The 23,285-nt window shown below is 39.2% G+C and carries 25 protein-coding genes; 20 read left to right on the top strand and 5 right to left on the bottom strand.

The window, feature by feature from the left end:
* Window positions 1-5 precede the first annotated feature (5 nt).
* Window positions 6-1,097, bottom strand: a complete 1,092-nt coding sequence (recF, locus tag DB729_RS03455) for a DNA replication/repair protein RecF (protein ID WP_033584616.1) — start codon at window positions 1,095-1,097, stop codon at window positions 6-8.
* Between the two features lie 2 nt (window positions 1,098-1,099).
* On the bottom strand, window positions 1,100-1,468 hold the full coding sequence (gene yaaA / locus DB729_RS03450) for a S4 domain-containing protein YaaA (protein WP_033584618.1): 369 nt from the start codon (window positions 1,466-1,468) through the stop codon (window positions 1,100-1,102).
* Window positions 1,469-1,628: 160 nt separating this feature from the next.
* On the opposite strand from yaaA, the gene yfmF reads away from it, so the two are divergent.
* The 12 genes from yfmF (at window position 1,629) to tsf (ending at window position 12,826) form a co-directional block, all read left to right on the top strand.
* On the top strand, window positions 1,629-2,879 hold the full coding sequence (gene yfmF / locus DB729_RS03445) for an EF-P 5-aminopentanol modification-associated protein YfmF (protein WP_109289536.1): 1,251 nt from the start codon (window positions 1,629-1,631) through the stop codon (window positions 2,877-2,879).
* Window positions 2,876-4,159: an EF-P 5-aminopentanol modification-associated protein YfmH gene (yfmH, locus tag DB729_RS03440; RefSeq protein ID WP_000170122.1), complete on the top strand. Its 1,284-nt coding sequence runs from the start codon at window positions 2,876-2,878 to the stop codon at window positions 4,157-4,159. Before yfmF ends, yfmH begins: the two co-directional genes overlap by 4 nt.
* Window positions 4,160-4,194: 35 nt before the next feature.
* Window positions 4,195-5,016 (top strand): cytoskeleton protein RodZ, encoded by an 822-nt coding sequence (gene rodZ / locus DB729_RS03435; RefSeq protein WP_165442219.1) that lies wholly within the window; start codon window positions 4,195-4,197, stop codon window positions 5,014-5,016.
* A 10-nt stretch (window positions 5,017-5,026) separates the two neighbouring features.
* Complete coding sequence (gene pgsA, locus DB729_RS03430) at window positions 5,027-5,572, top strand: CDP-diacylglycerol--glycerol-3-phosphate 3-phosphatidyltransferase (RefSeq protein ID WP_000712151.1); 546 nt, start codon at window positions 5,027-5,029, stop codon at window positions 5,570-5,572.
* On the top strand, window positions 5,569-6,396 hold the full coding sequence (locus DB729_RS03425; RefSeq protein ID WP_033584626.1) for an energy-coupling factor ABC transporter ATP-binding protein: 828 nt from the start codon (window positions 5,569-5,571) through the stop codon (window positions 6,394-6,396). Before pgsA ends, DB729_RS03425 begins: the two co-directional genes overlap by 4 nt.
* Window positions 6,381-7,220, top strand: coding sequence for an energy-coupling factor transporter ATPase (locus DB729_RS03420; RefSeq protein ID WP_033584628.1), 840 nt, complete (start codon window positions 6,381-6,383; stop codon window positions 7,218-7,220). Before DB729_RS03425 ends, DB729_RS03420 begins: the two co-directional genes overlap by 16 nt.
* Window positions 7,213-8,007 carry an energy-coupling factor transporter transmembrane component T family protein gene (locus tag DB729_RS03415; protein ID WP_033584631.1) on the top strand — a complete coding sequence of 265 codons (795 nt, stop codon included), beginning with the start codon at window positions 7,213-7,215 and terminating at the stop codon, window positions 8,005-8,007. Before DB729_RS03420 ends, DB729_RS03415 begins: the two co-directional genes overlap by 8 nt.
* 60 nt (window positions 8,008-8,067) lie before the next feature.
* Window positions 8,068-8,883, top strand: coding sequence for a rod shape-determining protein MreC (gene mreC / locus DB729_RS03410; RefSeq protein ID WP_001078968.1), 816 nt, complete (start codon window positions 8,068-8,070; stop codon window positions 8,881-8,883).
* A gap of 2 nt (window positions 8,884-8,885) precedes the next feature.
* Window positions 8,886-9,380, top strand: coding sequence for a rod shape-determining protein MreD (mreD, locus tag DB729_RS03405; RefSeq protein ID WP_001237922.1), 495 nt, complete (start codon window positions 8,886-8,888; stop codon window positions 9,378-9,380).
* A 93-nt stretch (window positions 9,381-9,473) separates the two neighbouring features.
* On the top strand, window positions 9,474-10,703 hold the full coding sequence (gene pcsB, locus DB729_RS03400) for a peptidoglycan hydrolase PcsB (RefSeq protein WP_000727001.1): 1,230 nt from the start codon (window positions 9,474-9,476) through the stop codon (window positions 10,701-10,703).
* 224 nt (window positions 10,704-10,927) lie between these two features.
* Complete coding sequence (gene rpsB / locus DB729_RS03395) at window positions 10,928-11,707, top strand: 30S ribosomal protein S2 (protein ID WP_000268476.1); 780 nt, start codon at window positions 10,928-10,930, stop codon at window positions 11,705-11,707.
* Window positions 11,708-11,785: 78 nt separating this feature from the next.
* Window positions 11,786-12,826, top strand: a complete 1,041-nt coding sequence (gene tsf / locus DB729_RS03390; protein ID WP_000808088.1) for a translation elongation factor Ts — start codon at window positions 11,786-11,788, stop codon at window positions 12,824-12,826.
* Window positions 12,827-13,105: 279 nt separating this feature from the next.
* Here the strand turns inward: tsf and cysK are convergent, their stop codons facing one another.
* The 3 genes from cysK to DB729_RS03375 form a co-directional block, all read right to left on the bottom strand.
* Complete coding sequence (cysK, locus tag DB729_RS03385) at window positions 13,106-14,032, bottom strand: cysteine synthase A (RefSeq protein WP_109289538.1); 927 nt, start codon at window positions 14,030-14,032, stop codon at window positions 13,106-13,108.
* A gap of 96 nt (window positions 14,033-14,128) precedes the next feature.
* A complete protein-coding gene (locus DB729_RS03380) occupies window positions 14,129-14,572 on the bottom strand; it encodes a PH domain-containing protein (protein WP_033584681.1) in 444 nt (147 codons plus the stop codon).
* 15 nt (window positions 14,573-14,587) lie between these two features.
* Window positions 14,588-15,223, bottom strand: coding sequence for a YigZ family protein (locus tag DB729_RS03375; protein WP_033584683.1), 636 nt, complete (start codon window positions 15,221-15,223; stop codon window positions 14,588-14,590).
* Between the two features lie 56 nt (window positions 15,224-15,279).
* On the opposite strand from DB729_RS03375, the gene DB729_RS03370 reads away from it, so the two are divergent.
* The 8 genes from DB729_RS03370 to DB729_RS03335 all read left to right on the top strand — a co-directional run bounded on the left by DB729_RS03370 (window position 15,280) and on the right by DB729_RS03335 (window position 23,285).
* Entirely contained in the window at window positions 15,280-16,578 is a 1,299-nt protein-coding gene (locus tag DB729_RS03370; protein ID WP_002877642.1) for an ATP-dependent helicase ComFA, read from the top strand.
* Window positions 16,575-17,237: a ComF family protein gene (locus tag DB729_RS03365; protein ID WP_000995719.1), complete on the top strand. Its 663-nt coding sequence runs from the start codon at window positions 16,575-16,577 to the stop codon at window positions 17,235-17,237. The genes DB729_RS03370 and DB729_RS03365 overlap by 4 nt, the downstream gene beginning before the upstream one ends.
* 79 nt (window positions 17,238-17,316) lie before the next feature.
* Window positions 17,317-17,865: a ribosome hibernation-promoting factor, HPF/YfiA family gene (hpf, locus tag DB729_RS03360; RefSeq protein WP_000599116.1), complete on the top strand. Its 549-nt coding sequence runs from the start codon at window positions 17,317-17,319 to the stop codon at window positions 17,863-17,865.
* A gap of 247 nt (window positions 17,866-18,112) precedes the next feature.
* On the top strand, window positions 18,113-19,321 hold the full coding sequence (gene fadE, locus DB729_RS03355) for an acyl-CoA dehydrogenase FadE (RefSeq protein WP_000201480.1): 1,209 nt from the start codon (window positions 18,113-18,115) through the stop codon (window positions 19,319-19,321).
* Between the two features lie 80 nt (window positions 19,322-19,401).
* Window positions 19,402-20,250 carry a 3-hydroxybutyryl-CoA dehydrogenase gene (locus DB729_RS03350; RefSeq protein WP_025172369.1) on the top strand — a complete coding sequence of 283 codons (849 nt, stop codon included), beginning with the start codon at window positions 19,402-19,404 and terminating at the stop codon, window positions 20,248-20,250.
* A gap of 18 nt (window positions 20,251-20,268) precedes the next feature.
* On the top strand, window positions 20,269-21,447 hold the full coding sequence (locus tag DB729_RS03345; RefSeq protein WP_033584690.1) for an acetyl-CoA C-acetyltransferase: 1,179 nt from the start codon (window positions 20,269-20,271) through the stop codon (window positions 21,445-21,447).
* Window positions 21,448-21,767: 320 nt separating this feature from the next.
* Window positions 21,768-22,547, top strand: a complete 780-nt coding sequence (locus tag DB729_RS03340; protein ID WP_033584692.1) for an enoyl-CoA hydratase/isomerase family protein — start codon at window positions 21,768-21,770, stop codon at window positions 22,545-22,547.
* A gap of 15 nt (window positions 22,548-22,562) precedes the next feature.
* Window positions 22,563-23,285 (top strand): CoA transferase subunit A, encoded by a 723-nt coding sequence (locus DB729_RS03335; protein ID WP_000869893.1) that lies wholly within the window; start codon window positions 22,563-22,565, stop codon window positions 23,283-23,285.

Here is a 23,285-nt window from a genome sequence, read left to right as displayed (position 1 = left end):
CAATTTTAGTTTACAGCAACTTTACCATCCTGAATAGTGAAGATACTTAGATTTTCTGGTAGGTTTTGAAGATGGTCTAAGCTTGTTGTTGTGATAAAGGTTTGGATTGACTGAGAAATCGTTTCTAATAATTTTAGTTGTCTAGTGTTGTCAAGCTCGCTCATAACATCGTCAAGCAATAATATCGGGGATTCTGTAGTAATACTTTCCATTAGTTCGATTTCTGCTAATTTTATAGACAGGACGAGACTACGATGTTGGCCTTGGCTTCCAAAACTAGCATCCATCCCATTTATATAAAAAGAAATATCATCTCGATGAGGACCAACACCAGTATTCTTTTTAAATAAATCTCTGGATCTACTTTTTTCTAAAGCGATTTCAAAAGAATTCGTTAGCTGTTCTTCATCAGTGAAGTTGACAGATGATTGATAAAATATTGACAACTCTTCTAATTGATTTGAAATTTCTAAGTGTTTTTTTTGACCAAATTTCTCTAACTCTTTAATGAATTTTATCCGATGCTTTATGACGCGACAACCGTATTCTACTAACTGATCATCTAAGACTGACAGAAATGTTTCGTCAATCTTTTGGCTGGATTTTAGGTAGGTATTTCTTTGTTTGAGTATATGGTTATAGTTTGATAGGTCTGACAAGTAGATTGGTTTAATTTGTCCCAGTTCAATGTCTATAAATTTTCGACGAACAGAGGGGGCCCCTTTAATTAACTGGAGATCTTCAGGTGCAAAGAGGACCACATTCATATGTCCGATGTAGTCTGAGAGGCGAGCTTGCTTTAAGTGATTGACTTTAGTCACACGCCCTTTTGGCGTTAAATCAATTTCTAGAGGAATAGAACCTGTTTTTTTCTGTAGCAAGCCAGAAAGATGGAGTTGCTCGTCATCAAAATGAATGAGATTTTTATCTGTCCGAGTCCGATGACTACGTGTCAAGGCCAAGAAATAGATTGCTTCTAGAATATTGGTTTTTCCTTGTGCATTTTGACCTAGAAAGATATTTAATTTTGGATTGAAATCAATTTTTGCCTCTTTATAGTTTCGAAAGGTTTTAATTGTTAAATGTTGGAGCCACATAGTTATCTTCCTGGAAAACGTGGAGCTTGTTTGGTCTTAGGTGATGAAGAAGTTTTTTGTTTTTCTTTCTTGACACCTTTATTCATCTCTTTGACAAGTTTAGCAATTCGCTCTTTCTCAATCTTGTCTGCTTGATATTCTTCTTGCTCTTTTAAACTTGGTTGTGTCAAGGTGATGTCAACCTTTAAATCAGGAATGTCAATTGTATCTCCAATACGGATTTTTTTCCCACGTCTACTTTCTAACTCACCATTAAAGTAAACTTGATGCTCTATTAAAAAGGCTTTGATAGCACCGCCGCTTTGTATAATTCCAAGCTCTTTTAGGAGGGCTTGGAGCGTGATAAATTCTTCAAATAATTTGTATTCCATAATTCACCTCAATCTTTGGTATTATACCATATTTTCATCGAAATAGCTGAAGGAAAGTCAGTTGAAATGAAAACGGTTTTACTCTTTAAAGCTATAAAGAGAACAAGAAAAATTTTGATTTTCGTGGTATAATAGAACTCTATATGTAAGGAGGTAAGGTATGGAATTGGTGCCTGGAATTTCAGCACATTTTGTTCAATCCAAAAAGTTTAAAACAAATAAAATTACTATTCGTTTTACTGCTCCCTTATCTCTTGAGACAATAGCAGGACGCATGTTAAGTGCAAGTATGTTGGAGACGGCAAATCAAGCTTACCCAACATCACAAGCATTTCGCAGATACTTGGCAAGTTTATATGGAACAGATATTTCTACAGGTGCTTATCGTAGGGGACAGGCACATATTCTTGATCTAACATTTACCTATGTGAGAGATGATTTTTTAAGTAAAAAGAATGTCTTGACTTCTCAAATTTTGGAATTGGTGAAACAGACTTTATTTTCCCCCTTAGTTCAAGATGGTGCTTTTGAGCCAGCCTTATTTAAAATTGAAAAAAAACAATTATTGGCTAGTTTAGCTACTGATATGGATGATTCATTTTATTTTGCTCATAAGGAGTTGGATAGCTTGTTCTTCCATGATGAGCGTCTTCAATTGAGATACAGTGATTTACGAAATAGCATTTCAAATGAGTCTCCGGAAAGTAGCTACACGTGCTTTCAAAATGCTCTGAAGAATGATTGTATTGATTTCTTTTTCTTAGGTGATTTCAACGAAGTAGAAATTACAGAATCACTGAAGTCATTACCCTTTACAGTTAGAGAGAACGGCGTCACTATCCAGTACCATCAATCTTATTCGAATGTTCTACGAGAAGGAATGTTTCAGAGGAATGTTGGGCAATCTATTTTGGAATTAGGCTATCATTCTCCTGTAGAATATGGTGATGATGAGCATTTGCCCATGCTTGTTATGAATGGTCTGTTGGGTGAATTCGCACATTCGAAACTCTTTACAAATGTTCGTGAAAATGCTGGAATAGCCTATTCAGTCTCTAGTCAATTGGATTTGTTTAGTGGTCTGTTAAGGATGTATGCGGGTATTGATAGAGAAAATCGAAATCAGGCTAGAAAAATGATGAATCATCAATTGCTAGATCTGAAAAAGGGTAACTTTACAGATTTTGAACTTGAACAAACAAAGGAGATGATTCGACGATCTTTGTTGATGGCTCAAGATAATCAACAGACCCTGGTTGAAAGAGCCTATTTGAATGCTCTATTGGGGAAATCAAGCTTTGATATTGATCGATTGGTGGCAAAATTAGAGAGTGTTGATAAAGAAGCTGTATGTAAAGTTGCCAACAGTTTGAAGTTACAAGCGATTTACTTTATGGAAGGAGTAGAATGACAAAGGTTACTTTTGAAGAAAAATACTATCCTGCTGTAAAGGAAACAGTCTACAAAACACAATTGTCAAATGGATTGACAGTTTCTTTACTCCATAAGCAAGATTTCAATGAGGTTTATGGGATTGTAACGGTTCAATTTGGTTCTGTAGATGCAACTTATACAAGCTTGGAAAAAGGTTTACGTCATCATCCAGCAGGAATTGCACATTTTCTTGAACATAAATTGTTTGAAAGAGAAAATTCTGAGGATATGATGGCAGCTTTTACTCGATTAGGTGCGGACAGTAATGCCTTTACAAGCTTTACTAAGACCAGCTATCTTTTTTCAACAATTGACCATCTATTAGAGAATTTAGATATGCTAAATGAGTTAGTCGGAGATGTTCATTTTACAGAAGAGTCTGTTTTGAGGGAACAGGCTATTATCCAGCAAGAACGAGAGATGTACCAAGACGATCCAGACTCACGTTTATTTTTTGCAACATTAGCCAACCTTTATCCTGATACTCCTTTAGCAACAGATATTGTTGGAAGTGAAAAATCAATTTCTGAGATTCAGGTTTCAAATTTAAAAGAGAACTTTACAGAGTTTTACAAACCTGTCAACATGTCATTGTTTTTAGCTGGAAATATTGATGTAAAAGTTGTAGAGGAATACTTTTCGAAAAAGGAAAAGAAGACTTTAGAACAGTTTACAGTTACAAAAGAGAAACTACCCTTGCAGCCTGTGAAGCAAACAGATAGTCTTCGGATGGAAGTTTCTTCACCCAAACTTGCTGTTGCGATTAGAGGTAATGGGCAAATAACAGAAGCTGAGTCTTATCGTTACAATATTTTATTGAAAATACTATTTACGATGATGTTTGGCTGGACCTCAGATCGTTTTCAAAGGTTATATGAGTCTGGGAAGTTAGATGCGTCATTGTCACTTGAGGTTGAAGTCAACAGTCGCTTTCATTTTGTGATATTGACAATGGATACCAAAGAGCCTGTTTCTCTGTCGCATCAATTTCGGAAAGCGATTCGTCAGTTTAGTAGTGATACGGATATTACAGAGGAACATTTAGATCTTGTTAAGAGTGAGATGTTTGGGGAGTTTTTCAGTAGCATGAACTCCTTGGAATTTATTGCAACTCAATACGATCCGATGGATCGCGGAGAAACAATTTTTGATTTTCCAAAAATTTTACAGGAAATTACTTTGGAAGATGTTCTAGAAGCTGGACATCGTTTGATTGATGATGGTGATTTAGTTGATTTTACCATCTTTCCAGCTTAAAAGATGACTAATACTAGAAAGAAGGAATGATACGTATGAGAAAAAAAACAATTGGCGAGGTTCTACGTTTAGCTAGAATTAACCAGGGATTGAGTTTGGAAGAATTACAGGAAAAAACTGAAATTCAGTTGCATTTTCTAGAGGCCATGGAGGCTGATGATTTCGATTTACTTCCTAGTACCTTCTACGCTCGTTCTTTTTTAAGAAAATATGCCTGGGCAGTAGAGTTGGATGAGAGAATTGTTTTGGACGCCTATGATTCAGGTAGTATGATCACTTATGAAGAGGTTGATGTTGATGAAGAAGACTTGTCTGGTCGCAGACGATCAAATAAGAAAAAAACGTCTTATCTTCCTTTGTTTTATTTCGTTCTATTTGCTTTGTCGATTTTAATTTTTGTGACTTACTATGTTTGGAACTACATCCAAACTCAGCCAAGTCCTTCTTCAGCTAATTATAGCGTTGTGAACTCAACTAGTTCAACAACCTCATCTAGTTCATCTTCTAGTAGTCAGACGTCTAGCTCGTCTTCTACTACGGAATCAACTATTACAGTGTCAGGCGAAGGAAACCGCATTGAAGCTCTCTATAAAACGAGTAAGGAAACAGCTACTGTTCAGCTGGCAGTTTCAGATACGACTAGCTGGGTTAGTGTTTCGGGAAGTGAGTTGGAAGGTGGTGTGACACTATCCGCAGACAATAAGAATGCAAAAACAACAGTTTCAACGAAAGATTCTGTAACTATTACTTTGGGTGTGGTAAAGGGAGTTACTGTGACTGTGGAAAATCAAACGATTGATACTTCGAAGCTGACAACTCAGACTGGAACTGTGACACTTACATTTACTACAGATTAAGGAAAAATCAATGAAAAAAGAACAAATTCCTAATGTATTAACTATTGGTAGAATTCTCTTTATACCTCTCTTTATTCTTATTTTGACTTTGGGCCATTCACAAGGCAGTCATTTGCTAGCAGCGATCATCTTTGCAGTTGCTAGTATAACGGATTATCTCGATGGCTACCTTGCTCGTAAATGGAATGTAGTCAGCAATTTTGGAAAATTTGCTGATCCGATGGCCGATAAGCTGTTGGTTATGTCAGCTTTCATCATGTTGATTGAGTTAGGTATGGCTCCAGCTTGGGTTGTTGCTATTATCGTCTGTCGTGAACTTGCGGTGACAGGCTTACGCTTGTTGCTTGTTGAGACTGGAGGGACAGTTCTAGCAGCAGCGATGCCAGGGAAAATCAAGACCTTTAGTCAGATGTTTGCCATTATCTTTTTGCTCTTACATTGGAATTTAATTGGTCAACTGTTGCTTTATATCGCTTTGTTTTTCACTATCTACTCTGGCTATGATTATTTTAAGGGTAGCGCTCATGTATTCAAAGGGACATTTGGTTCGAAATGAAATCGATTATTGAAGTAAAAAATCTGTCTTTTCGTTACAAGGAAGACCAGGAACATTATGACGTTAATAATGTCTCGTTTCACGTGAAACGGGGAGAATGGCTTTCGATTGTAGGTCATAATGGGAGTGGGAAATCGACAACTATCCGTTTGCTTGATGGCTTGCTTGAAGCAGAGTCTGGGGAAATCTGGATAGATGGGCAGTTGTTGTCCTCTGAGAATGTTTGGGACTTACGCCGTCAAATTGGTATGGTTTTTCAAAATCCAGATAACCAATTTGTGGGGGCAACTGTTGAAGATGATGTCGCCTTTGGCTTAGAAAATCAGGGACTTCCTCGTGAAGAAATGAAGAGGAGAGTGTCTGAATCTTTGGAGTTGGTAGGGATGCTGGACTTTAAGAAGAGAGAACCAGCTCGTTTATCTGGTGGACAAAAACAACGGGTGGCTATTGCAGGAGTTGTTGCCCTGAGGCCAGCTATTTTAATTCTGGATGAGGCTACAAGTATGTTGGATCCCGAGGGCCGCAGAGAACTGATTCAGACAGTTCAAGAGATCCGAAAAGACCACCAGATGACAGTCGTCTCCATTACACATGACTTGGAAGAAGTTGCGATGAGTGACCGTGTCTTGGTCATGAAAAAAGGCCAAGTGGAGTCAACCAGCAGCCCAAGAGAACTTTTTTCTCGGGATGACCTTGACCAGATAGGGTTAGATGAGCCTTTTACTAATCAATTGAGAGGATCTTTGAGAGAGGCTGGCTATCAGTTGCCGGATAGCTATTTGACAGAAGGAGAGCTAGAGGACAAGCTATGGGAATTACTCTAGAAAATGTGAGCTTTACTTATCAAGAGGGGACTCCCCTATCTTCATCAGCCTTGACTGATGTTTCTTTGACGATTGAGGATGGTTCCTATACAGCTTTAGTAGGGCACACAGGTAGTGGGAAATCAACGATTTTACAGCTTTTAAATGGCCTATTGGTACCAAGTAAGGGTTCTGTTCGAGTTTTCGATACCGTCATTACCCCTACATCAACAAATAAAGAAATTCGTCAGATTCGAAAGCAAGTTGGTCTAGTGTTTCAATTTGCTGAAAATCAGATTTTCGAAGAGACTGTTTTGAAAGATGTTGCATTTGGACCGCAAAATTTTGGAGTTTCTGAGGAAGAGGCCAAGAAAATTGCGCGTGAAAAGTTAGCCTTGGTAGGCATTGATGAGTCACTTTTTGAGCGCAGTCCTTTTGAACTTTCGGGTGGCCAGATGAGACGTGTGGCTATAGCAGGTATGCTAGCCATGGAGCCAACTGTCCTGGTTTTGGATGAGCCAACAGCAGGGCTAGATCCTCTGGGCAGAAAAGAATTGATGACCTTGTTTAAAAAACTCCACCTTTCTGGAATGACAATCGTTCTGGTAACGCATTTGATGGATGACGTAGCTACGTATGCTGATCAGGTCTATGTTATGGAAAAGGGGCGTTTAGTCAAAAGTGGTAAACCGAGCGAAGTTTTCCAAGATGTAGCCTCTATGGAAAAAGTACAGTTAGGTGTGCCTAAAATAACAGCCTTTTGTAAACGTTTGGCAGATAGGGGTGTAGCTTTTAAAAAACTGCCAATCAAGATAGAGGAGTTTAAGGAGTCGCTAAATGGATAGTATGATTTTAGGGCGTTATATACCGGGGGATTCCATCATTCATCGTTTGGATCCACGTAGTAAATTGCTTGCCATGATTCTGCTGATTTTGATTGTATTTTGGGCCAATAATCCTCTCACCAATCTCATTTTGTTTATAGCGACAGGTATATTTATCGCTTTGTCAGGCGTTTCCCTCTCATTTTTCATTCAGGGATTAAAATCCATGTTCTTCTTGATTGCTTTTACGACTCTTTTTCAGCTCTTTTTCATTTCAAGTGGAAATGTCCTATTTGAGTTTTCTTTTATAAGAATAACGGATTATGCTTTGCAACAAGCGGGAATCATTTTCTGTCGTTTTGTGTTAATTATTTTCTTTTCAACCTTGCTAACCTTAACGACCATGCCTTTGAGTCTGGCAGCCGCAGTTGAAGCTCTTTTAGCACCGCTGAAACGCGTGAAAGTTCCCGTTCATGAAATTGGTCTGATGTTATCAATGAGTTTGCGTTTTGTTCCAACTTTGATGGATGACACGACGAGAATTATGAATGCTCAAAAAGCTCGTGGAGTTGATTTTGGCGAGGGAAGCATCGTTCAAAAAGTAAAGGCTATGATTCCAATTTTAATTCCTCTTTTTGCGACGAGCTTAAAGCGTGCAGATTCATTGGCAATAGCCATGGAAGCGCGTGGTTATCAGGGAGGAAAGGGTAGAAGTCAGTATAGACAATTGAGATGGAGTCAAAAGGATACACTGGCAATTCTTGTGATTTTGGTACTGGGATGTTTCTTATTTTTCTTAAAATCTTAGCAGGTTTGTAGGATTGATAAGAAGCTCACTGTAGCAGATTTTTAGTATAAAGGTAGGAATATGAACCGTTTTAAAAAATCAAAATATCTAATCATCGTTTTTGTCACAGTTCTGGCAGTTTCTGTACTATTAGTGACAACCTATTCAAGCGCTATCGTGACAAAACTAGGAGATGGGATTTCCTTAGTAGATAGAATTGTCCAAAAACCCTTTCAGTGGTTTGATACTTTCAAATCAGATTTGGGACATTTGACGCAGACTTACAATGAAAACGAAAGCTTAAAAAAGCAACTCTACAAACTAGAAGTGGAGTCTAATCAATCAGAAAGTTTAAAAAATGAAAATGAACAACTACGTCAGTTGCTGGATATGAAGTCAAAATTGCAGGCTACAAAAAACTTAGCAGCAGATGTGATTACGCGCTCACCGGTATTTTGGAAGCAAGAGTTAACGATAGATGCAGGAAGTTCAAAGGGTGCTTCTGAAAATATGTTGGCCATTGCAAACGGGGGCTTGATTGGCAGTGTTTCAAAAGTGGAGGATCATTCAACAACGATCAACCTATTGACAAACACCGAAAATTCAGACAAAATTTCCGTTAAAATCTTGCATGGTTCTACTGAAATTTACGGAATTATCGTTGGTTATGACAAAGAAACCGAACTTCTTAAAATTAGTCAATTAAACAGTAACAACGACATTAGTGCCGGAGATAGGGTGACTACAGGGGGGCTTGGAAACTTTAATGTTAAGGATATTCCTGTTGGAGAGGTTGTTGCTACAACTCATAGCAGTGATTATCTAACACGAGAGGTAACAGTAAAGTTAAGTGCTGATACTAAAGATCTTCATGTGGTAGAGTTAGTGGGGAATTAGCAATGAGACTGTTAAAACAAGTTGGTATTTTCTTTTTACTTCCTTTTCTTGTGCTAATTGATGCACATATTGGTCAATTAGTAGAATCCTTTTATCCACATTTTCACTTAGCAAGTCATTTCCTGTTTTTATTTCTCTTGTTTGAGACAATTGAGGTATCAGAATACTTCTATTTAGCTTATTGCTGTATAGCAGGTTTGGTGTACGATATCTATTTTTTCCACTTGATAGGAATTGCGACACTTTTATTTATCTTGATAGGTGCCTCACTTCACAAGTTTAATAGTGTAACTTTGTTGAACCGTTGGACGAGAATGTTAACAATAGTTGTGATGAGCTTCCTATTTGATATGGGTAGTTATCTTCTGGCCCTTGCTATGGGACTGACAGTAGAATCAATGCCAGTTTTCATTGTTTACAGCCTTGTCCCATCAATGATTTTAAACTTTTTATGGATGCTTATTTTCCAATATATTTTTGAAAAATATTATCTATAAGAAAGAAATAAAAATGTAACAAAGGCGTAATATTTATTATGTCTTTTTTTGGTATACTAGTAATGTCTTAAATAGAAGGAGTATCTACACAATATGAAGAAAAAAATCTTAGCGTCACTTTTATTAAGTACAGTATTAGTGTCTCAAGTGGCAGTGTTAACAACTGTTCACGCTGAAACAACTGATGAAAAAATTGCTGCTCAAGATAGTAAGATTAGTGACTTGACAGCTCAACAAAAAGAAGCTCAACAACAGGTAGATGAAATCCAAACGCAAGTTACAGCCATTCAAACACAGCAAGCAAACTTACAAGCTGAAAATGAAACACTACAAGCGGAATCTAAAAAACTCGAAGGAGAAATTACAGAGCTCTCTAAGAATATTGTTGCTCGTAATGAATCTTTGGAAAAACAAGCACGTAGCGCACAAACAAACGGTGCTGCAACTAGCTATATCAACACAATTGTAAATTCAAAATCAATTACAGAAGCTATTTCCCGTGTTGCGGCTATGAGCGAGATTGTATCGGCTAACAACAAAATGTTAGAGCAACAAAAAGCTGATAAAAAATCAATTTCAGAAAAACAAGTCGCAAATAATGAAGCAATCAATACTGTCATTGCGAACCAACAAACGCTTGCTGACGATGCACAGACATTGACAACAAAACAGGCGGAGTTAAAAGTTGCTGAGTTGAACCTTGCTGCAGAGAAAGCTACTGCAGAAGGTGAGAAAGCTACCTTGTTGGAACAAAAAGCAGCAGCAGAGGCAGAAGCGAAAGCAGCAGCTGAAGCAGAGGCAGCTTATAAAGCACGTCAAACAAGTCAACAACAATCAGTTGTTGCTTCTGGAAACACAAGTTTCTCAGCTCAAGTGCAAGCAACATCTACATCAACGTCAGCATCAGCATCTGATGACGAGGACTCAAGCTACACTCCAGCACCTACACCTACTCCAACTCCTACTAGACAACGTCCAACATACAGTACAAATGCTTCAAGTTATCCAACTGGTGAATGTACTTGGGGAGCTAAAACATTAGCACCTTGGGCTGGAGATTACTGGGGTAACGGAGCACAGTGGGCTACAAGTGCAGCAGCTGCAGGTTTCCGTACTGGTTCTCAACCACAAGTTGGTGCGATTGCATGTTGGAATGATGGTGGCTATGGACACGTAGCGGTTGTTACAGCAGTTGATTCAACTACTCGTATTCAAGTATCAGAATCAAACTATGGTGGAGATCGTACAATCGGTAACAAACGTGGATGGTTCAACCCAACTACAACATCTGAAGGTTATGTTACTTACATTTATCCAAACTAATGAATGAAACGAAGAGGCTCGATTTGAGCCTCTTTTATTATTTTTAATCGAGAGCAAGATCGAAATCTATCAAAATCACTTGAAAATATCGCTAAAATGTGGTAGAATGAAACTTGTCGTGTAAACGATAATACTCATTCTTGATGAATTGTGAAACTGTTGCCCTCGGGTCGTTTTGCAAGTTGAAATCAAGAAGAGGAAAAAAACAAAAAGGAGAAATACTCATGGCAGTAATTTCAATGAAACAACTTCTTGAGGCTGGTGTACACTTTGGTCACCAAACTCGTCGCTGGAACCCTAAGATGGCTAAGTACATCTTCACTGAACGTAACGGAATCCACGTTATCGACTTGCAACAAACTGTAAAATACGCTGACCAAGCATACGACTTCATGCGTGATGCTGCGGCTAACGATGCAGTTGTATTGTTTGTTGGTACTAAGAAACAAGCTGCTGATGCTGTTAAGGAAGAAGCAGAACGTTCAGGTCAATACTACATCAACCACCGTTGGTTGGGTGGAACTCTTACGAACTGGGGAACTATCCAAAAACGTATTGCTCGTTTGAAAGAAATCAAACGCATGGAAGAAGAAGGAATCTTTGATGTTCTTCCTAAGAAAGAAGTTGCACTTCTTAACAAACAACGTGCACGTCTTGAAAAATTCTTGGGTGGTATCGAAGACATGCCTCGTATCCCAGATGTAATGTACGTAGTTGACCCACATAAAGAACAAATCGCTGTTAAAGAAGCTAAAAAATTGGGAATCCCAGTTGTAGCGATGGTTGACACAAACACTGATCCAGACGATATCGATGTAATCATCCCAGCTAACGATGACGCTATCCGCGCGGTTAAATTGATCACAGCTAAATTGGCTGACGCTATCATCGAAGGACGTCAAGGTGAAGATGCAGCAGCAGTTGAAGCAGAATTTGAAGCTTCAGAAGCTCAAGCTGACTCAATCGAAGAAATCGTTGAAGTTGTAGAAGGCGACAACGCTTAATTCAAATAAGTAATCATTACCTAGGAGGGCGGGGCTTAGCCCGGCTCTCCTATTTTTAAAAAATATAGGAGAATCAAAATGGCAGAAATTACAGCTAAACTTGTTAAAGAGTTGCGTGAAAAATCTGGTGCTGGTGTTATGGACGCTAAGAAAGCATTGGTTGAAGTTGAAGGTGATATCGAAAAAGCAATCGAATTGCTTCGTGAAAAAGGTATGGCTAAGGCAGCTAAGAAAGCTGACCGTGTTGCAGCTGAAGGTTTGACTGGTGTATTTGTTAACGGTAACGTTGCAGCAGTAGTTGAAGTAAATGCTGAAACTGACTTCGTTGCGAAAAACGCTCAATTCGTTGAGTTGGTAAATGCAACAGCTAAAGTAATTGCTGAAGGTAAACCAGCGAACAACGAAGAAGCACTTGCTTTGACAATGCCTTCAGGTGAAACTCTTGAAGCAGCCTATGTATCTGCAACAGCTACAATCGGTGAAAAAATCTCATTCCGTCGTTTTGCTTTGCTTGAAAAAACAGATGCGCAACACTTTGGAGCATACCAACACAATGGTGGTCGAATTGGTGTTATCTCTGTTATTGAAGGTGGAGACGAAGCGCTTGCTAAACAAATCTCAATGCACATTGCTGCGATGAAACCAACAGTTCTTTCTTACAAAGAATTGGATGAGCAGTTCGTTAAAGATGAGTTGGCACAATTGAACCACGTGATTGACCAAGATAATGATAGCCGTGCAATGGTTGGTAAACCAGCTCTTCCACACTTGAAATATGGATCAAAAGCTCAATTGACTGATGAAGTGATTGCTCAAGCTGAAGAAGATATCAAAGCTGAATTGGTTGCAGAAGGCAAACCGGAAAAAATCTGGGATAAAATCATCCCAGGTAAAATGGATCGCTTCATGCTTGACAACACTAAAGTTGACCAAGCATACACACTTCTTGCACAAGTATACATCATGGATGACAGCAAGACGGTTGAAGCCTACCTTGATTCAGTTAACGCTTCAGTAGTTGAGTTCGCTCGCTTTGAAGTTGGTGAAGGTATCGAAAAAGCTGCAAATGATTTTGAAGCTGAAGTTGCAGCTACAATGGCAGCAGCCTTGAATAACTAAAGAATCTGAAACAAAATAGTTCTCAGCCACAAAAAAGCTAGAGGTTTCCAATTGAGGAACTCTAGCTTTTTAATTTTGACTCCTTCTCTTATTGTATTTTAAGAGGTTATTGGCCATGAGTATGAATCCCATGTTAATTCTCACTTGACGCTTACCTCTCAGATTACATCTCGTGTAACCCCAGCAAGCCTTTATCTGCCCCAAAACTTTGTTTTAGAGAATAGGCTCTATATGAGTATATAAAAAGCCCTTTAATAAGGGCTAAGTGCATTTAGGAGACTACACTTCAAATTCGTAGAGTGCTGTAGACAAATAACGTTCGCCGTTATCTGGTGCTAAAGCAAGAACTTTCTTCTCTGTACCTAATTTCTTGGCAACCTCAATTGCCCCGTAAATTGCTGCAGCTGAAGAAATCCCAACAAGGAAGCCTTCTTTTCCACCAATTTCACGTCCGAGTGCTAGAGCATCATCTGACGTTACGCGGACGATACCATCATAGGCTTTTGTATCAAGGGTTTCAGGAATAAATCCAGCTGAGATGCCTTGAATTTTGTGAGGTCCTGGTTTTTCACCAGACAAGATAGCTGACTCGTCTGCCTCAACTGCATAAACTTGAATGTTTGAATTTGCTGCTTTAAGAGCGTGAGAAACACCTGAGATCGTTCCACCGGTGCCAACACCACCCACAAAAGCATCTAGTCCATCAGAACCGAAAGTAGCCAGTATTTCAGCTCCTGTTGTTCTTTCGTGCACTTCTGGATTAGCTGGATTATTAAATTGGAGGGGAAGGAAGCCGTCACGTTCAGCGGCGATTTCCTGAGCTTTGGCAATAGCCCCTTTCATTCCTTCACTTCCAGGAGTAAGGACGAGTTCAGCACCATAGGCTTGGATAATCTTACGTCGTTCCACACTCATCGTTTCAGGCATGACGATAACAACTTTATATCCTTTAGCGGCACCAACCCATGAAAGACCGATACCAGTGTTTCCACTCGTTGCTTCAACAATGGTAGCACCCGGTTTTAGAATACCATCTTGTTCCGCTTTTTCAATCATACTAAGGGCAATACGGTCTTTTACTGACGATCCAGGGTTAAAAGCTTCTAGTTTAACATAGACGTCTGCAGCACCCTCTGGAACAATGTTGTTGAGTTTAACAATCGGTGTTTGTCCAATTAGTTCAGTGATATTATTATAAATAGTCATAGATATACCTCTTTGTATAAGATGATACTAGTATAACGCGCTCAAGGCTATTTGTAAAATATAGAAATCCTATCAAAGTGATAGGATTTTTTTATATCAAAGGTCTAAGCCATTAATTTTTAATCGATTGTGATAAGCCAATTCTAATAAATAGGTGTAAAGCGGAAGGATGTCCGTTTTTTTAGGGAATTCAAATTTATGGAAACTCAGATGCTCATTATGTGCTTTTAGAAAGACATTTTCTAAATAAGTGATCGTAATCTCACTATCATCTATACCTGCTCCAGCAGTTTCCATTTCAACGTTTACAATGTTCATCAAAAAGAGTGACTTAACAGACATCTTGCGACCAGTGGCACCTTGCTTATCTGTAAAGATGATACGGATATTTGTAAAAATAATTGAATCGCGAATAAGTTTATATCCACTTTGAATTTCTTCATTCTCTAGTAGATATTGTCCATATTCTTTGATAAGAGTCTCTTTGTTTTCCTCGCTGAAGTTACCAGCAAGTCCTTGAATAAATTTTCCAAACGCCATGTATTTCTCCTTTGTTTACACTAAGTTTACAGGGACTTCAACTTCTCGTAAACCTTGATCCGTTAAAGTAACCTTTCCATTAAAAAACTCTACAAGAGCAGCCTTGATATTTTCTTTCTCTTCCTTATCAACATAAATCATTGTATCAACTTGATCTGTAAAGTTTGTATCCAGCTCCATGAGATTATGTTCTTTAAGAAAATTGCCATATTCTTGATACTGAGTGTAGGACATCTGAATGGCTATACCAGCCTGTTCTTTGATTTCAATAATGCCAATTTCTTTGACAGCCAAGGCCACACTACCTGCATAGGCACGGATCAAACCGCCAGCACCTAGTTTGATGCCACCAAAGTAGCGTGTCACTACCACACAGAGATTGGTTAGATTATGATTTTCTAAGACACCCAGCATAGGGACTCCAGCAGTACCACTAGGTTCCCCATCATCACTCGTACGTTTGATTTCACTGCGTTCCCCTATAATAAAAGCAGAGCAGTTATGGGTGGCTTTATAGTGTTCTTTTTTGATGGTAGTGATGAAGTCACGAGCCTCTTCTTCGCTATAAACACGCTTGACATGACAGATAAAGCGGGATTTTTTGATTTCTTCTTGGACCTGCCCATCCTCTTTAATTGTTCTAAATTCCATGATTCAATTGTACTAAAAAAATATCTAAAGTGCTAGATTTTTACGAATATTAAAGTATGAAAGTAAATCCAAATTACCTCGGTCGCTTGTTTACTGAGAAAGAATTAACGGAAGAAGAACGACAGGTAGCAGTGAGACTGCCAGCAATGAGAAAAGAGAAGGGGAAACTGTTTTGTCAACGTTGTAATAGTTCGATTCTAGAAGAATGGTATTTGCCTATTGGCGCATACTATTGTAGGGAGTGCTTACTGATGAAGCGAGTCAGGAGTGATCAAGCCTTATACTATTTTCCGCAAGAAGATTTTCCTAAGCAAGATGTCCTCAAGTGGCGTGGTAAGTTAACCCCTTTTCAGGAGAAGGTGTCAGAGGGATTGATTCGAGCAGTCGAAAAGAAAGAACCGACCTTGGTTCATGCTGTAACAGGAGCTGGAAAGACGGAGATGATTTATCAAGTTGTGGCCAAGGTAATCAATAATGGTGGTGCAGTGTGTTTGGCCAGTCCTCGAATTGATGTATGTTTGGAATTGTATAAGCGACTGCAGAATGACTTTGCTTGTGAGATAGCACTGCTTCATGGCGAATCAGAGCCCTATTTTCGAACTCCACTAGTTGTTGCAACGACTCACCAGTTGTTAAAATTTCATCATGCTTTTGATTTGCTGATAGTAGATGAAGTAGATGCCTTTCCTTATGTTGACAACCCTATACTTTACTACGCTGTAAACCAATGTGTAAAGGAGGAGGGGTTAAAGATATTCCTTACAGCGACTTCTACAGATGAGTTAGATAAGAAGGTTCGCACAGGAGAATTAAAACGATTGAGCTTGCCAAGACGATTTCATGGAAATCCATTGATTATTCCTAAACCAGTCTGGTTATCGGATTTTAATCGCTGTTTAGAGAAAAATCAATTGTCAACCAAGTTAAAGACTTATATTGAGAAACAGAGAAGAACAGGTTATCCCTTACTGATTTTTGCATCAGAGATTAAGAAAGGCGAAAAACTAAAAGAAATCTTGAAGGAGCAGTACCCGAATGAGAATATCGGCTTTGTGTCTTCTGTGACAGAAGACCGATTAGAGCAGGTGCAAGCTTTTCGAGATGGAGAACTAACAATACTAATCAGTACGACAATCTTGGAACGCGGGGTTACCTTCCCTTGTGTGGATGTTTTCGTAGTAGAAGCTAATCATCGTCTCTTTACCAAGTCTAGTTTGATTCAGATTGGAGGGCGAGTTGGACGCAGTATGGATAGACCAACTGGTGAGTTGCTCTTCTTTCATGATGGATTAAATGCTTCCATCAAGAAGGCAATCAAGGAAATCAAGCAGATGAATAAGGAGGCAGGGTTATGAACTGTTTATTATGTGGCCAGACTACAAAGAGTGAGCTGACTTTTAGCAGTCTCTTCCTTTTGAAGGATGACTGCAGTTATCTTTGCTCAGCTTGTGCTTCTAGTTTTGAGAAGATTGGAGAGAATTATTGTCCAAACTGTATGAAAACAGATATGTCAACTAAGTGTCAAGATTGTAAGTTTTGGTGTAAAGAAGGAGTTCGTGTTGATCATAAGGCAATCTTTACCTATAATCAAGCTATGAAAGACTTTTTCAGTCGCTATAAGTTTGATGGCGATTTTTTGCTTAGAAAAGTTTTTGCTTCTGTTCTTGCTGAGGAGCTGAAAAAGTATAAAGGTTATCAATTTGTTGTAATTCCCCTAAGTCCTGGAAGATTGCTTGAGAGGGGGTTCAACCAAGTCGAGGGTTTGGTTGAGGCAGCAGGCTTTTCTTTTAAAGATATATTAGGAAAAAGAGAAGAGAGCGCTAGTTCTTCTAAAAGCCGTTTGGAAAGGTTGGCTACTGAAATTCCATTTTTTATTAAAGATGGAATCTCACTTCCTAAGAAGATTTTGCTGATTGATGACATCTATACAACAGGGGCAACTGTGAATCGTGTGAAACGACTTTTGGAAGAAGCAGGTGCTTTGGAAGTTAAAACTTTTTCCCTTGTAAGATGAGGAAAAAATTTGCAAAATGAAAATGAAAGCGTTATAATATAGTTAGAAAAACAAAAATGTTTAGAAAGAAGGTACTTATATGATTAAATATAGTATCCGTGGTGAAAACCTAGAAGTAACAGAAGCAATTCGTGATTATGTAGTTTCTAAACTCGAAAAGATCGAAAAGTATTTCCAACCAGAGCAAGAGTTGGATGCACGTGTGAATTTGAAAGTTTACCGTGAGAAAACAGCAAAGGTTGAAGTAACAATTCCACTTGGATCTATTACTCTTCGTGCAGAAGATGTTTCTCAAGATATGTATGGTTCTATCGATCTTGTAACAGATAAAATTGAACGTCAGATTCGTAAAAATAAGACTAAAATCGAACGCAAGAATAAAAATAAAGTTGCGACAAGTCAACTCTTTACAGATGCTCTAGTTGAAGATGCAGATGTTGTGCAACCCAAAGTCGTTCGTTCAAAACAAATTGATTTGAAGCCAATGGATTTAGAAGAAGCGCTTCTTCAAATGGATTTATTGGGACATGATTTCTTTATCTATGTAGATGTAGAAGATCAAACAACTAATGTTTTGTATCGTCGAGAAGATGGTGAAGTTGGTTTGCTCGAAGTAAAAGAATCATAAAATTGAAATAACTAATAAGAGTGGTTTACTGATTTGTAAACCACTTTTTCTTGTGCCTATAAGTAAGTAGAAAAACGAGGAAATCCTTGATAAAACAGTCAGAATCAGCCCCTATAATCTGAACTTATAGGGGTGTTTATATTTATTAAGTAGACAAAATAATACCCTAAGGGATAGAATGGGGTTGTCAACAAATAGCGAATACAAAAATGTAAGCGCTCTTATAACAAATAAAGGAGTCATGACTATGGCAACAAAAGAAGAAATTTTACGCGAACTATATCCTGAGGACCTTTTTCACTATGCAGATGGTCTAACTTTGGGAGAAGCAGAGGTTTTACAAGAAACTCGCCGTTTGATTGAGAAACATCTCCGTCCGGTTATTAATGAATACTGGGAAAAACCTGATTTTCCTTTTGAAGAATTCTATGCTGTGGCTAAGGGCGCTCAAATTATGAACAATCCAAAATTGTTTGAAGGACGTGAGGGCAGCTGGAAACCTTCTGAACTTTATATTGCTTTCTTGTATCTTGAACTTGCTCGCTTCGATGCTTCTATGGCAACATTCTACACCGTTCATGGTGGACTTTGCTACAACACAATTCTCTTGGGTGGTGATGAGCGTCAACAAAAAGAATTTCTTCCAAAACTAGCTGCATTTGATTGGCAAGGTTGCTTCGCTTTGACTGAACCTCTTTCAGGTTCTGATATTGCTGGAGGACTTGCAACTACTGCAGAACGTGTTGGAGACAAGTGGATTCTAAATGGTGAAAAACGCTGGATTGGTGGTTCAGATACTGCGGATGTCGTTCCTGTATTTGCTCGTGATGTTGCGGATGGCAAGGTGAAATGCTTTATCGTTCGTAAGGGAGCTCCTGGATATCATGCGGAACCAATCCCACATAAGATTGCTCTTCGTTGTGTCCGCAATGGCCATATTACTATGAAGAATGTAGAGGTTCCAGATTCAGACCGTTTGGTAAATATCAATGGTTTTGGTGATGTAGCCCGTATCTTGACCTTCACTCGTGCGGACGTTGCTCACATTGCTATGGGAGTGACTTGTGGATCTTATGTAGCAGCTCTTAAATATGCTAAAGATCGTGAACAGTTCAAACGTCCAATTGCCAAATTCCAAATTGTTCAAGAAAAATTGGCTCGTATGCAAGCAAATGCTGTAGCAGTTATTGCTTATTCAACTCGTATTGCTGAGATGCAAGAGAAAGGTAATGAATTGATGCTTAACTCTGCTCTTGCTAAGATGCACAATTCCTTGGTGATGCGCGAAACAGTTGCCCTTGCTCGTGAAACTTGCGGAGGTAATGGTATTACACTTGAGACAGACGTTGCTCGTTTCTTTGCAGATGCTGAATCAATCTATACCTATGAAGGTTCACACGAAGTGAATGCCTTGATTGTTGGTCGTGAGATTACTGGACTAGGTGCCTTTGTTTAATGTCAGAAGGGCGATTGAAGGATTTCTGTTCAATAGTCCTTGCTTCATGCACTGGATTTTTGTAAAATAAGAAGGAGAAAATAATGATATCTAAGGTGATGATTATTGGTTCTGGTCAAATGGGAAGCGGAATTGCTCAAGTATTTGCTCAGGCTGGTTTTACAGTTTACTTAAACGATATTAAAGAAGAATTTGTTCAAAGAGGCTTGAATAATATCACAAAACAATTGGAACGTTCAGTTGAAAAAGGACGGATGTCTGCGGATGAGAAGGATCAGGTATTGGCCAATTTGCTTCCATCTGTTTCATATGAAGATGCGAAACAAGTCCAATTGGTGATTGAAGCTGCAACTGAGAATCGTGAGATTAAGTTGAATATTTTCAAACAATTGGATGAATTGACAGATCCTAAAACTATCTTAGCATCAAACACATCCTCTTTGTCAATCACGGATATAGCTGCTGCTACTAAACATCAAGAGCGCGTGATTGGAATGCACTTCTTTAATCCTGCCCCAATCATGAAACTTGTAGAGGTTATTAAGGCCTTGCAGACTTCAGAAGAAGTGGTTCAGGCGGTTCGTGAACTGACAGTGAAAATTGGTAAAACACCAGTTGATGTTAAAGATTCTTATGGTTTTGTTGTGAACAGAATTTTGATTCCTATGATCAATGAAGCCATTTACATTCTAGGTGAAGGAGTGGCTAGTGCCGAAGAAATCGATGAAGCGATGAAACTTGGTGCAAATCATCCTATTGGACCTTTGGCTCTTGCTGACTTGATTGGGTTGGATGTTTGTTTGGCTATTATGGGCGTCCTAAACCAAGGGTTTGGTGATCAAAAATACCGTCCTGCCCCTCTTCTTAAGAAAATGGTCGAAGCAGGAAAATTGGGACGGAAGACAAAAGAAGGTTTCTTTACTTACTAGACACTGATGGAGGTAGTCATGAAAGACGTAGTTATTGTTTCGGCAGTGCGAACACCTTTAGGTTCCTTTGGCGGGAGCTTGAAGAATGTTTCTGCTGTTGATTTGGGATCTTTGGTAATTAAGAGTGCTTTGGAAAAAGCGAATATTAAACCAGAGCAGGTAGATGAAGTGATTATGGGGAATGTCCTAGGCGCAGGTTTAGGTCAAAACGTAGCTCGTCAAATGAGCATTCACGCAGGACTCCCTGAATTTACACCAGCCTTTACTATCAACAAGGTTTGTGGTTCCGGTTTGAAGGCAGTGCAGTTGGCTGCTCAAGCGATTCGATGCGGCGATGCAGATATTATCGTAGCTGGTGGTGCAGAAAACATGAGTCAGGCGCCATACGTTTTGCCAAGTTTCCGTTGGGGTGGTCGTATGGGAGATTCGAAAGTGGTAGATACCATGATTAAGGACGGTTTGTCTGATGCCTTTAACGAATACCATATGGGGATTACAGCTGAGAATGTGGCAGAAGAATATGGTATTAGCCGAGATGATCAAGATGCGCTTGCTTTGGAATCACAAAAACGAGCAGTGGCGGCTATAGAATCTGGACGCTTTAAGGAAGAGATTGTTCCGGTGGTTATTCCTCAACGTAAAGGCGATTCTATCGTCTTTGATACAGATGAATTTCCTAGAAAAGATGCTAGCTTGGAGAGTCTGTCTAAGCTACGACCTGTTTTCAAAAAAGACGGTTCTGTTACAGCGGGTAATGCATCAGGTATCAATGACGGAGCAGCGGCTGTCTTGGTCATGAGCGCTGAAAAAGCTGAAGAATTGGGACTCCCAGTGATTGTTCGCATTCGTTCGTATGCAAGTGCAGGTTTGGATCCTAAAATTATGGGATGTGGACCGATTTATGCGACTCGCAAAGCTCTAGAAAAAGGCAATTTGACAGTTGATGATCTTGACTTGATCGAGTCAAATGAAGCCTTTGCTGCTCAGGCTTGTGCGGTTGGGAAAACACTTGGCTTTAACACAGATATTGTCAATGTTAATGGTGGCGCGATTGCTCTTGGTCATCCAATTGGAGCTTCAGGCTGCCGTATCTTAGTGACTCTGGTACATGAGATGATGAAACGTGATGCCAAAACTGGTTTAGCAACTCTCTGTATCGGAGGAGGGATGGGAACAGCCCTCATCGTTGAACGTTAGTTATTAGAAAACTGAACGTCAGTTCCTCTTTTTCAATATTACGATTACAAAATGAGATATTGATCCGATCTCATAGTTACATACCTTATCAAGTGTCTTTCTCCGAAAGTGCTTGATAAGGTATTTTTGCTTTTCCTAAGACTTTGAGGGTAGATTGAATGGCTCTATTCTATAAGCTGGACTTATAGGTCTATAAATAAAGATTAAGTAGACGGATAGGGAAAAAAGGATTATGATGAAAATGTAAGCTCTTACATTTTGTGTTGGTATTTGTTGACGCTGTACTCTGTACTCAAAATAAATCAAGTAGGAGCAGAACAATGAGTAAAACTGTTTTATTAGAGGTTAAGAATGGTTTTGGCTATCTAACAATTAACCGTCCATCGGCTTTGAACGCTTTAAGTTCAGAAGTCTTAAAGGATTTGAATCTCGCTTTAGACCAAATTGAAGCAAGCGAGGACATTCGTGTTGTCATTGTGACCGGTCAAGGAGAGAAAGCATTTGTCGCAGGAGCAGACATTAAAGAGATGGACCAAATGTCTCCAATTCAGGCTCATGAATACATGACCTATGCGAACGACACCTTTACCCGCTTATCTGAATTGACTCAGCCAACTATTTCAGTATTGAATGGTTATGCTTTGGGAGGCGGTTTAGAATTAGCTCTTTCAACTGATATCCGAATCGGCTATGACAAGACAATGGTTGGCTTCCCTGAAGTCGGCTTGGGAATCATTCCTGGTTTTGCAGGTACTCAAAGAATGTCTCGTTTGATTGGTACTAGTAAAACAAAGGAATTAATCTTCACTGCTAGAATGGTTAAAGGACAAGAAGCATACGATCTTGGAATTCTTAACAAGTTGGTAGCAGCAGAAGAACTATTGCCTGCGGCAGAAGAGCTAGCAGGAGCGATTATGAAAAATGCACCGCTAGCAGTTGAAAAAGCTAAACATATTATCCAAGTTGGCTCAGAACTCCCTCTGAAAAATGCTATTCGTTTGGAAACAGAAGCGGAAGCTCTACTCTTCTCAACAGAAGATAAGGTAGAAGGAATGCGCGCTTTTGTTGAAAAACGCAAAGCTGTCTTTCAACGTAAATAAGAGAGGAGATAGGTTATGAAAGTTGTAACATTGTCTGAAGCTATTTCCTTGATTCATTCAGGAGATAAAGTTGGTATTTCTGGATTTCTCGGAGTGGGAGAACCACTTGAGTTAATTGAGGAACTGGTTCGTCAAAACCAGCAAGATTTGACCTTGGTGTCTGTTGTAACCTCTCAACCCGGTAAGGAAGTTGGAGTTGGTCGTCTTTGTGAAAACCATCAGGTTACAAAATACATTGCAGCTCACGTAGGGACATCTGCTGCTGCTCAGCATGATTATTTTTCAGGAGCCATGAAAGTGGAGTTCACTCCGATGGGAACTGTTGTAGAACGCTTGCATGCTGCGGGTGCGGGTCTTGGAGCAGTCTTAACACCAACAGGTGTAGGAACAATTCTTGAAGATGAACACGAAAAAGTGACTCGAAATGGAAAAGAATATTTGATTTATGATCCATTGAAGATTGATGTTGCCTTGATTAAAGCTACAAAGGCTGATAAGTATGGCAACCTTTATCTGGATGGGACTACTAAAAACATCTCCCTTCAACTCGCTCTAGCAGCTGACACAGTTATTGTTGAGACAAACGAATTGGTTGAAGTCGGAGAAATTGATCCAAATGATATTTACATCCCTGGTATCCTAGTTGACTATGTCGTTCAAGGATTGACACCACAAGAGCATCATCAGATGATGGGAGATCTGTGGACAGAGACAAAGAAACTGGCGGGGGTGAAGTAA

Origin of the sequence: Streptococcus halitosis (assembly GCF_003143695.2) — a bacterium.
GTDB classification, from domain to species: domain Bacteria; phylum Bacillota; class Bacilli; order Lactobacillales; family Streptococcaceae; genus Streptococcus; species Streptococcus halitosis.
Note: the sequence above shows the minus strand (reverse complement) of the source record. Positions and strands in the feature narration are given on the sequence as shown.

What these genes read in the sequence shown, in the direction of transcription:
- fadE (WP_000201480.1), top strand. Translation starts at nt 18,113, where the DNA reads ATGGCAACAAAAGAAGAAATTTTACGCGAACTATATCCTGAGGACCTT.
- DB729_RS03345 (WP_033584690.1), top strand. Translation starts at nt 20,269, where the DNA reads ATGAAAGACGTAGTTATTGTTTCGGCAGTGCGAACACCTTTAGGTTCC.
- DB729_RS03420 (WP_033584628.1), top strand. Translation starts at nt 6,381, where the DNA reads ATGGGAATTACTCTAGAAAATGTGAGCTTTACTTATCAAGAGGGGACT.
- DB729_RS03335 (WP_000869893.1), top strand. Translation starts at nt 22,563, where the DNA reads ATGAAAGTTGTAACATTGTCTGAAGCTATTTCCTTGATTCATTCAGGA.
- mreC (WP_001078968.1), top strand. Translation starts at nt 8,068, where the DNA reads ATGAACCGTTTTAAAAAATCAAAATATCTAATCATCGTTTTTGTCACA.
- DB729_RS03365 (WP_000995719.1), top strand. Translation starts at nt 16,575, where the DNA reads ATGAACTGTTTATTATGTGGCCAGACTACAAAGAGTGAGCTGACTTTT.
- pgsA (WP_000712151.1), top strand. Translation starts at nt 5,027, where the DNA reads ATGAAAAAAGAACAAATTCCTAATGTATTAACTATTGGTAGAATTCTC.
- yfmH (WP_000170122.1), top strand. Translation starts at nt 2,876, where the DNA reads ATGACAAAGGTTACTTTTGAAGAAAAATACTATCCTGCTGTAAAGGAA.
- hpf (WP_000599116.1), top strand. Translation starts at nt 17,317, where the DNA reads ATGATTAAATATAGTATCCGTGGTGAAAACCTAGAAGTAACAGAAGCA.
- yaaA (WP_033584618.1), bottom strand. Translation starts at nt 1,468, where the DNA reads ATGGAATACAAATTATTTGAAGAATTTATCACGCTCCAAGCCCTCCTA.
- rodZ (WP_165442219.1), top strand. Translation starts at nt 4,195, where the DNA reads ATGAGAAAAAAAACAATTGGCGAGGTTCTACGTTTAGCTAGAATTAAC.
- cysK (WP_109289538.1), bottom strand. Translation starts at nt 14,032, where the DNA reads ATGACTATTTATAATAATATCACTGAACTAATTGGACAAACACCGATT.
- yfmF (WP_109289536.1), top strand. Translation starts at nt 1,629, where the DNA reads ATGGAATTGGTGCCTGGAATTTCAGCACATTTTGTTCAATCCAAAAAG.
- DB729_RS03375 (WP_033584683.1), bottom strand. Translation starts at nt 15,223, where the DNA reads ATGGAATTTAGAACAATTAAAGAGGATGGGCAGGTCCAAGAAGAAATC.
- recF (WP_033584616.1), bottom strand. Translation starts at nt 1,097, where the DNA reads ATGTGGCTCCAACATTTAACAATTAAAACCTTTCGAAACTATAAAGAG.
- DB729_RS03425 (WP_033584626.1), top strand. Translation starts at nt 5,569, where the DNA reads ATGAAATCGATTATTGAAGTAAAAAATCTGTCTTTTCGTTACAAGGAA.
- DB729_RS03340 (WP_033584692.1), top strand. Translation starts at nt 21,768, where the DNA reads ATGAGTAAAACTGTTTTATTAGAGGTTAAGAATGGTTTTGGCTATCTA.
- mreD (WP_001237922.1), top strand. Translation starts at nt 8,886, where the DNA reads ATGAGACTGTTAAAACAAGTTGGTATTTTCTTTTTACTTCCTTTTCTT.
- tsf (WP_000808088.1), top strand. Translation starts at nt 11,786, where the DNA reads ATGGCAGAAATTACAGCTAAACTTGTTAAAGAGTTGCGTGAAAAATCT.
- DB729_RS03370 (WP_002877642.1), top strand. Translation starts at nt 15,280, where the DNA reads ATGAAAGTAAATCCAAATTACCTCGGTCGCTTGTTTACTGAGAAAGAA.
- rpsB (WP_000268476.1), top strand. Translation starts at nt 10,928, where the DNA reads ATGGCAGTAATTTCAATGAAACAACTTCTTGAGGCTGGTGTACACTTT.
- pcsB (WP_000727001.1), top strand. Translation starts at nt 9,474, where the DNA reads ATGAAGAAAAAAATCTTAGCGTCACTTTTATTAAGTACAGTATTAGTG.
- DB729_RS03415 (WP_033584631.1), top strand. Translation starts at nt 7,213, where the DNA reads ATGGATAGTATGATTTTAGGGCGTTATATACCGGGGGATTCCATCATT.
- DB729_RS03380 (WP_033584681.1), bottom strand. Translation starts at nt 14,572, where the DNA reads ATGGCGTTTGGAAAATTTATTCAAGGACTTGCTGGTAACTTCAGCGAG.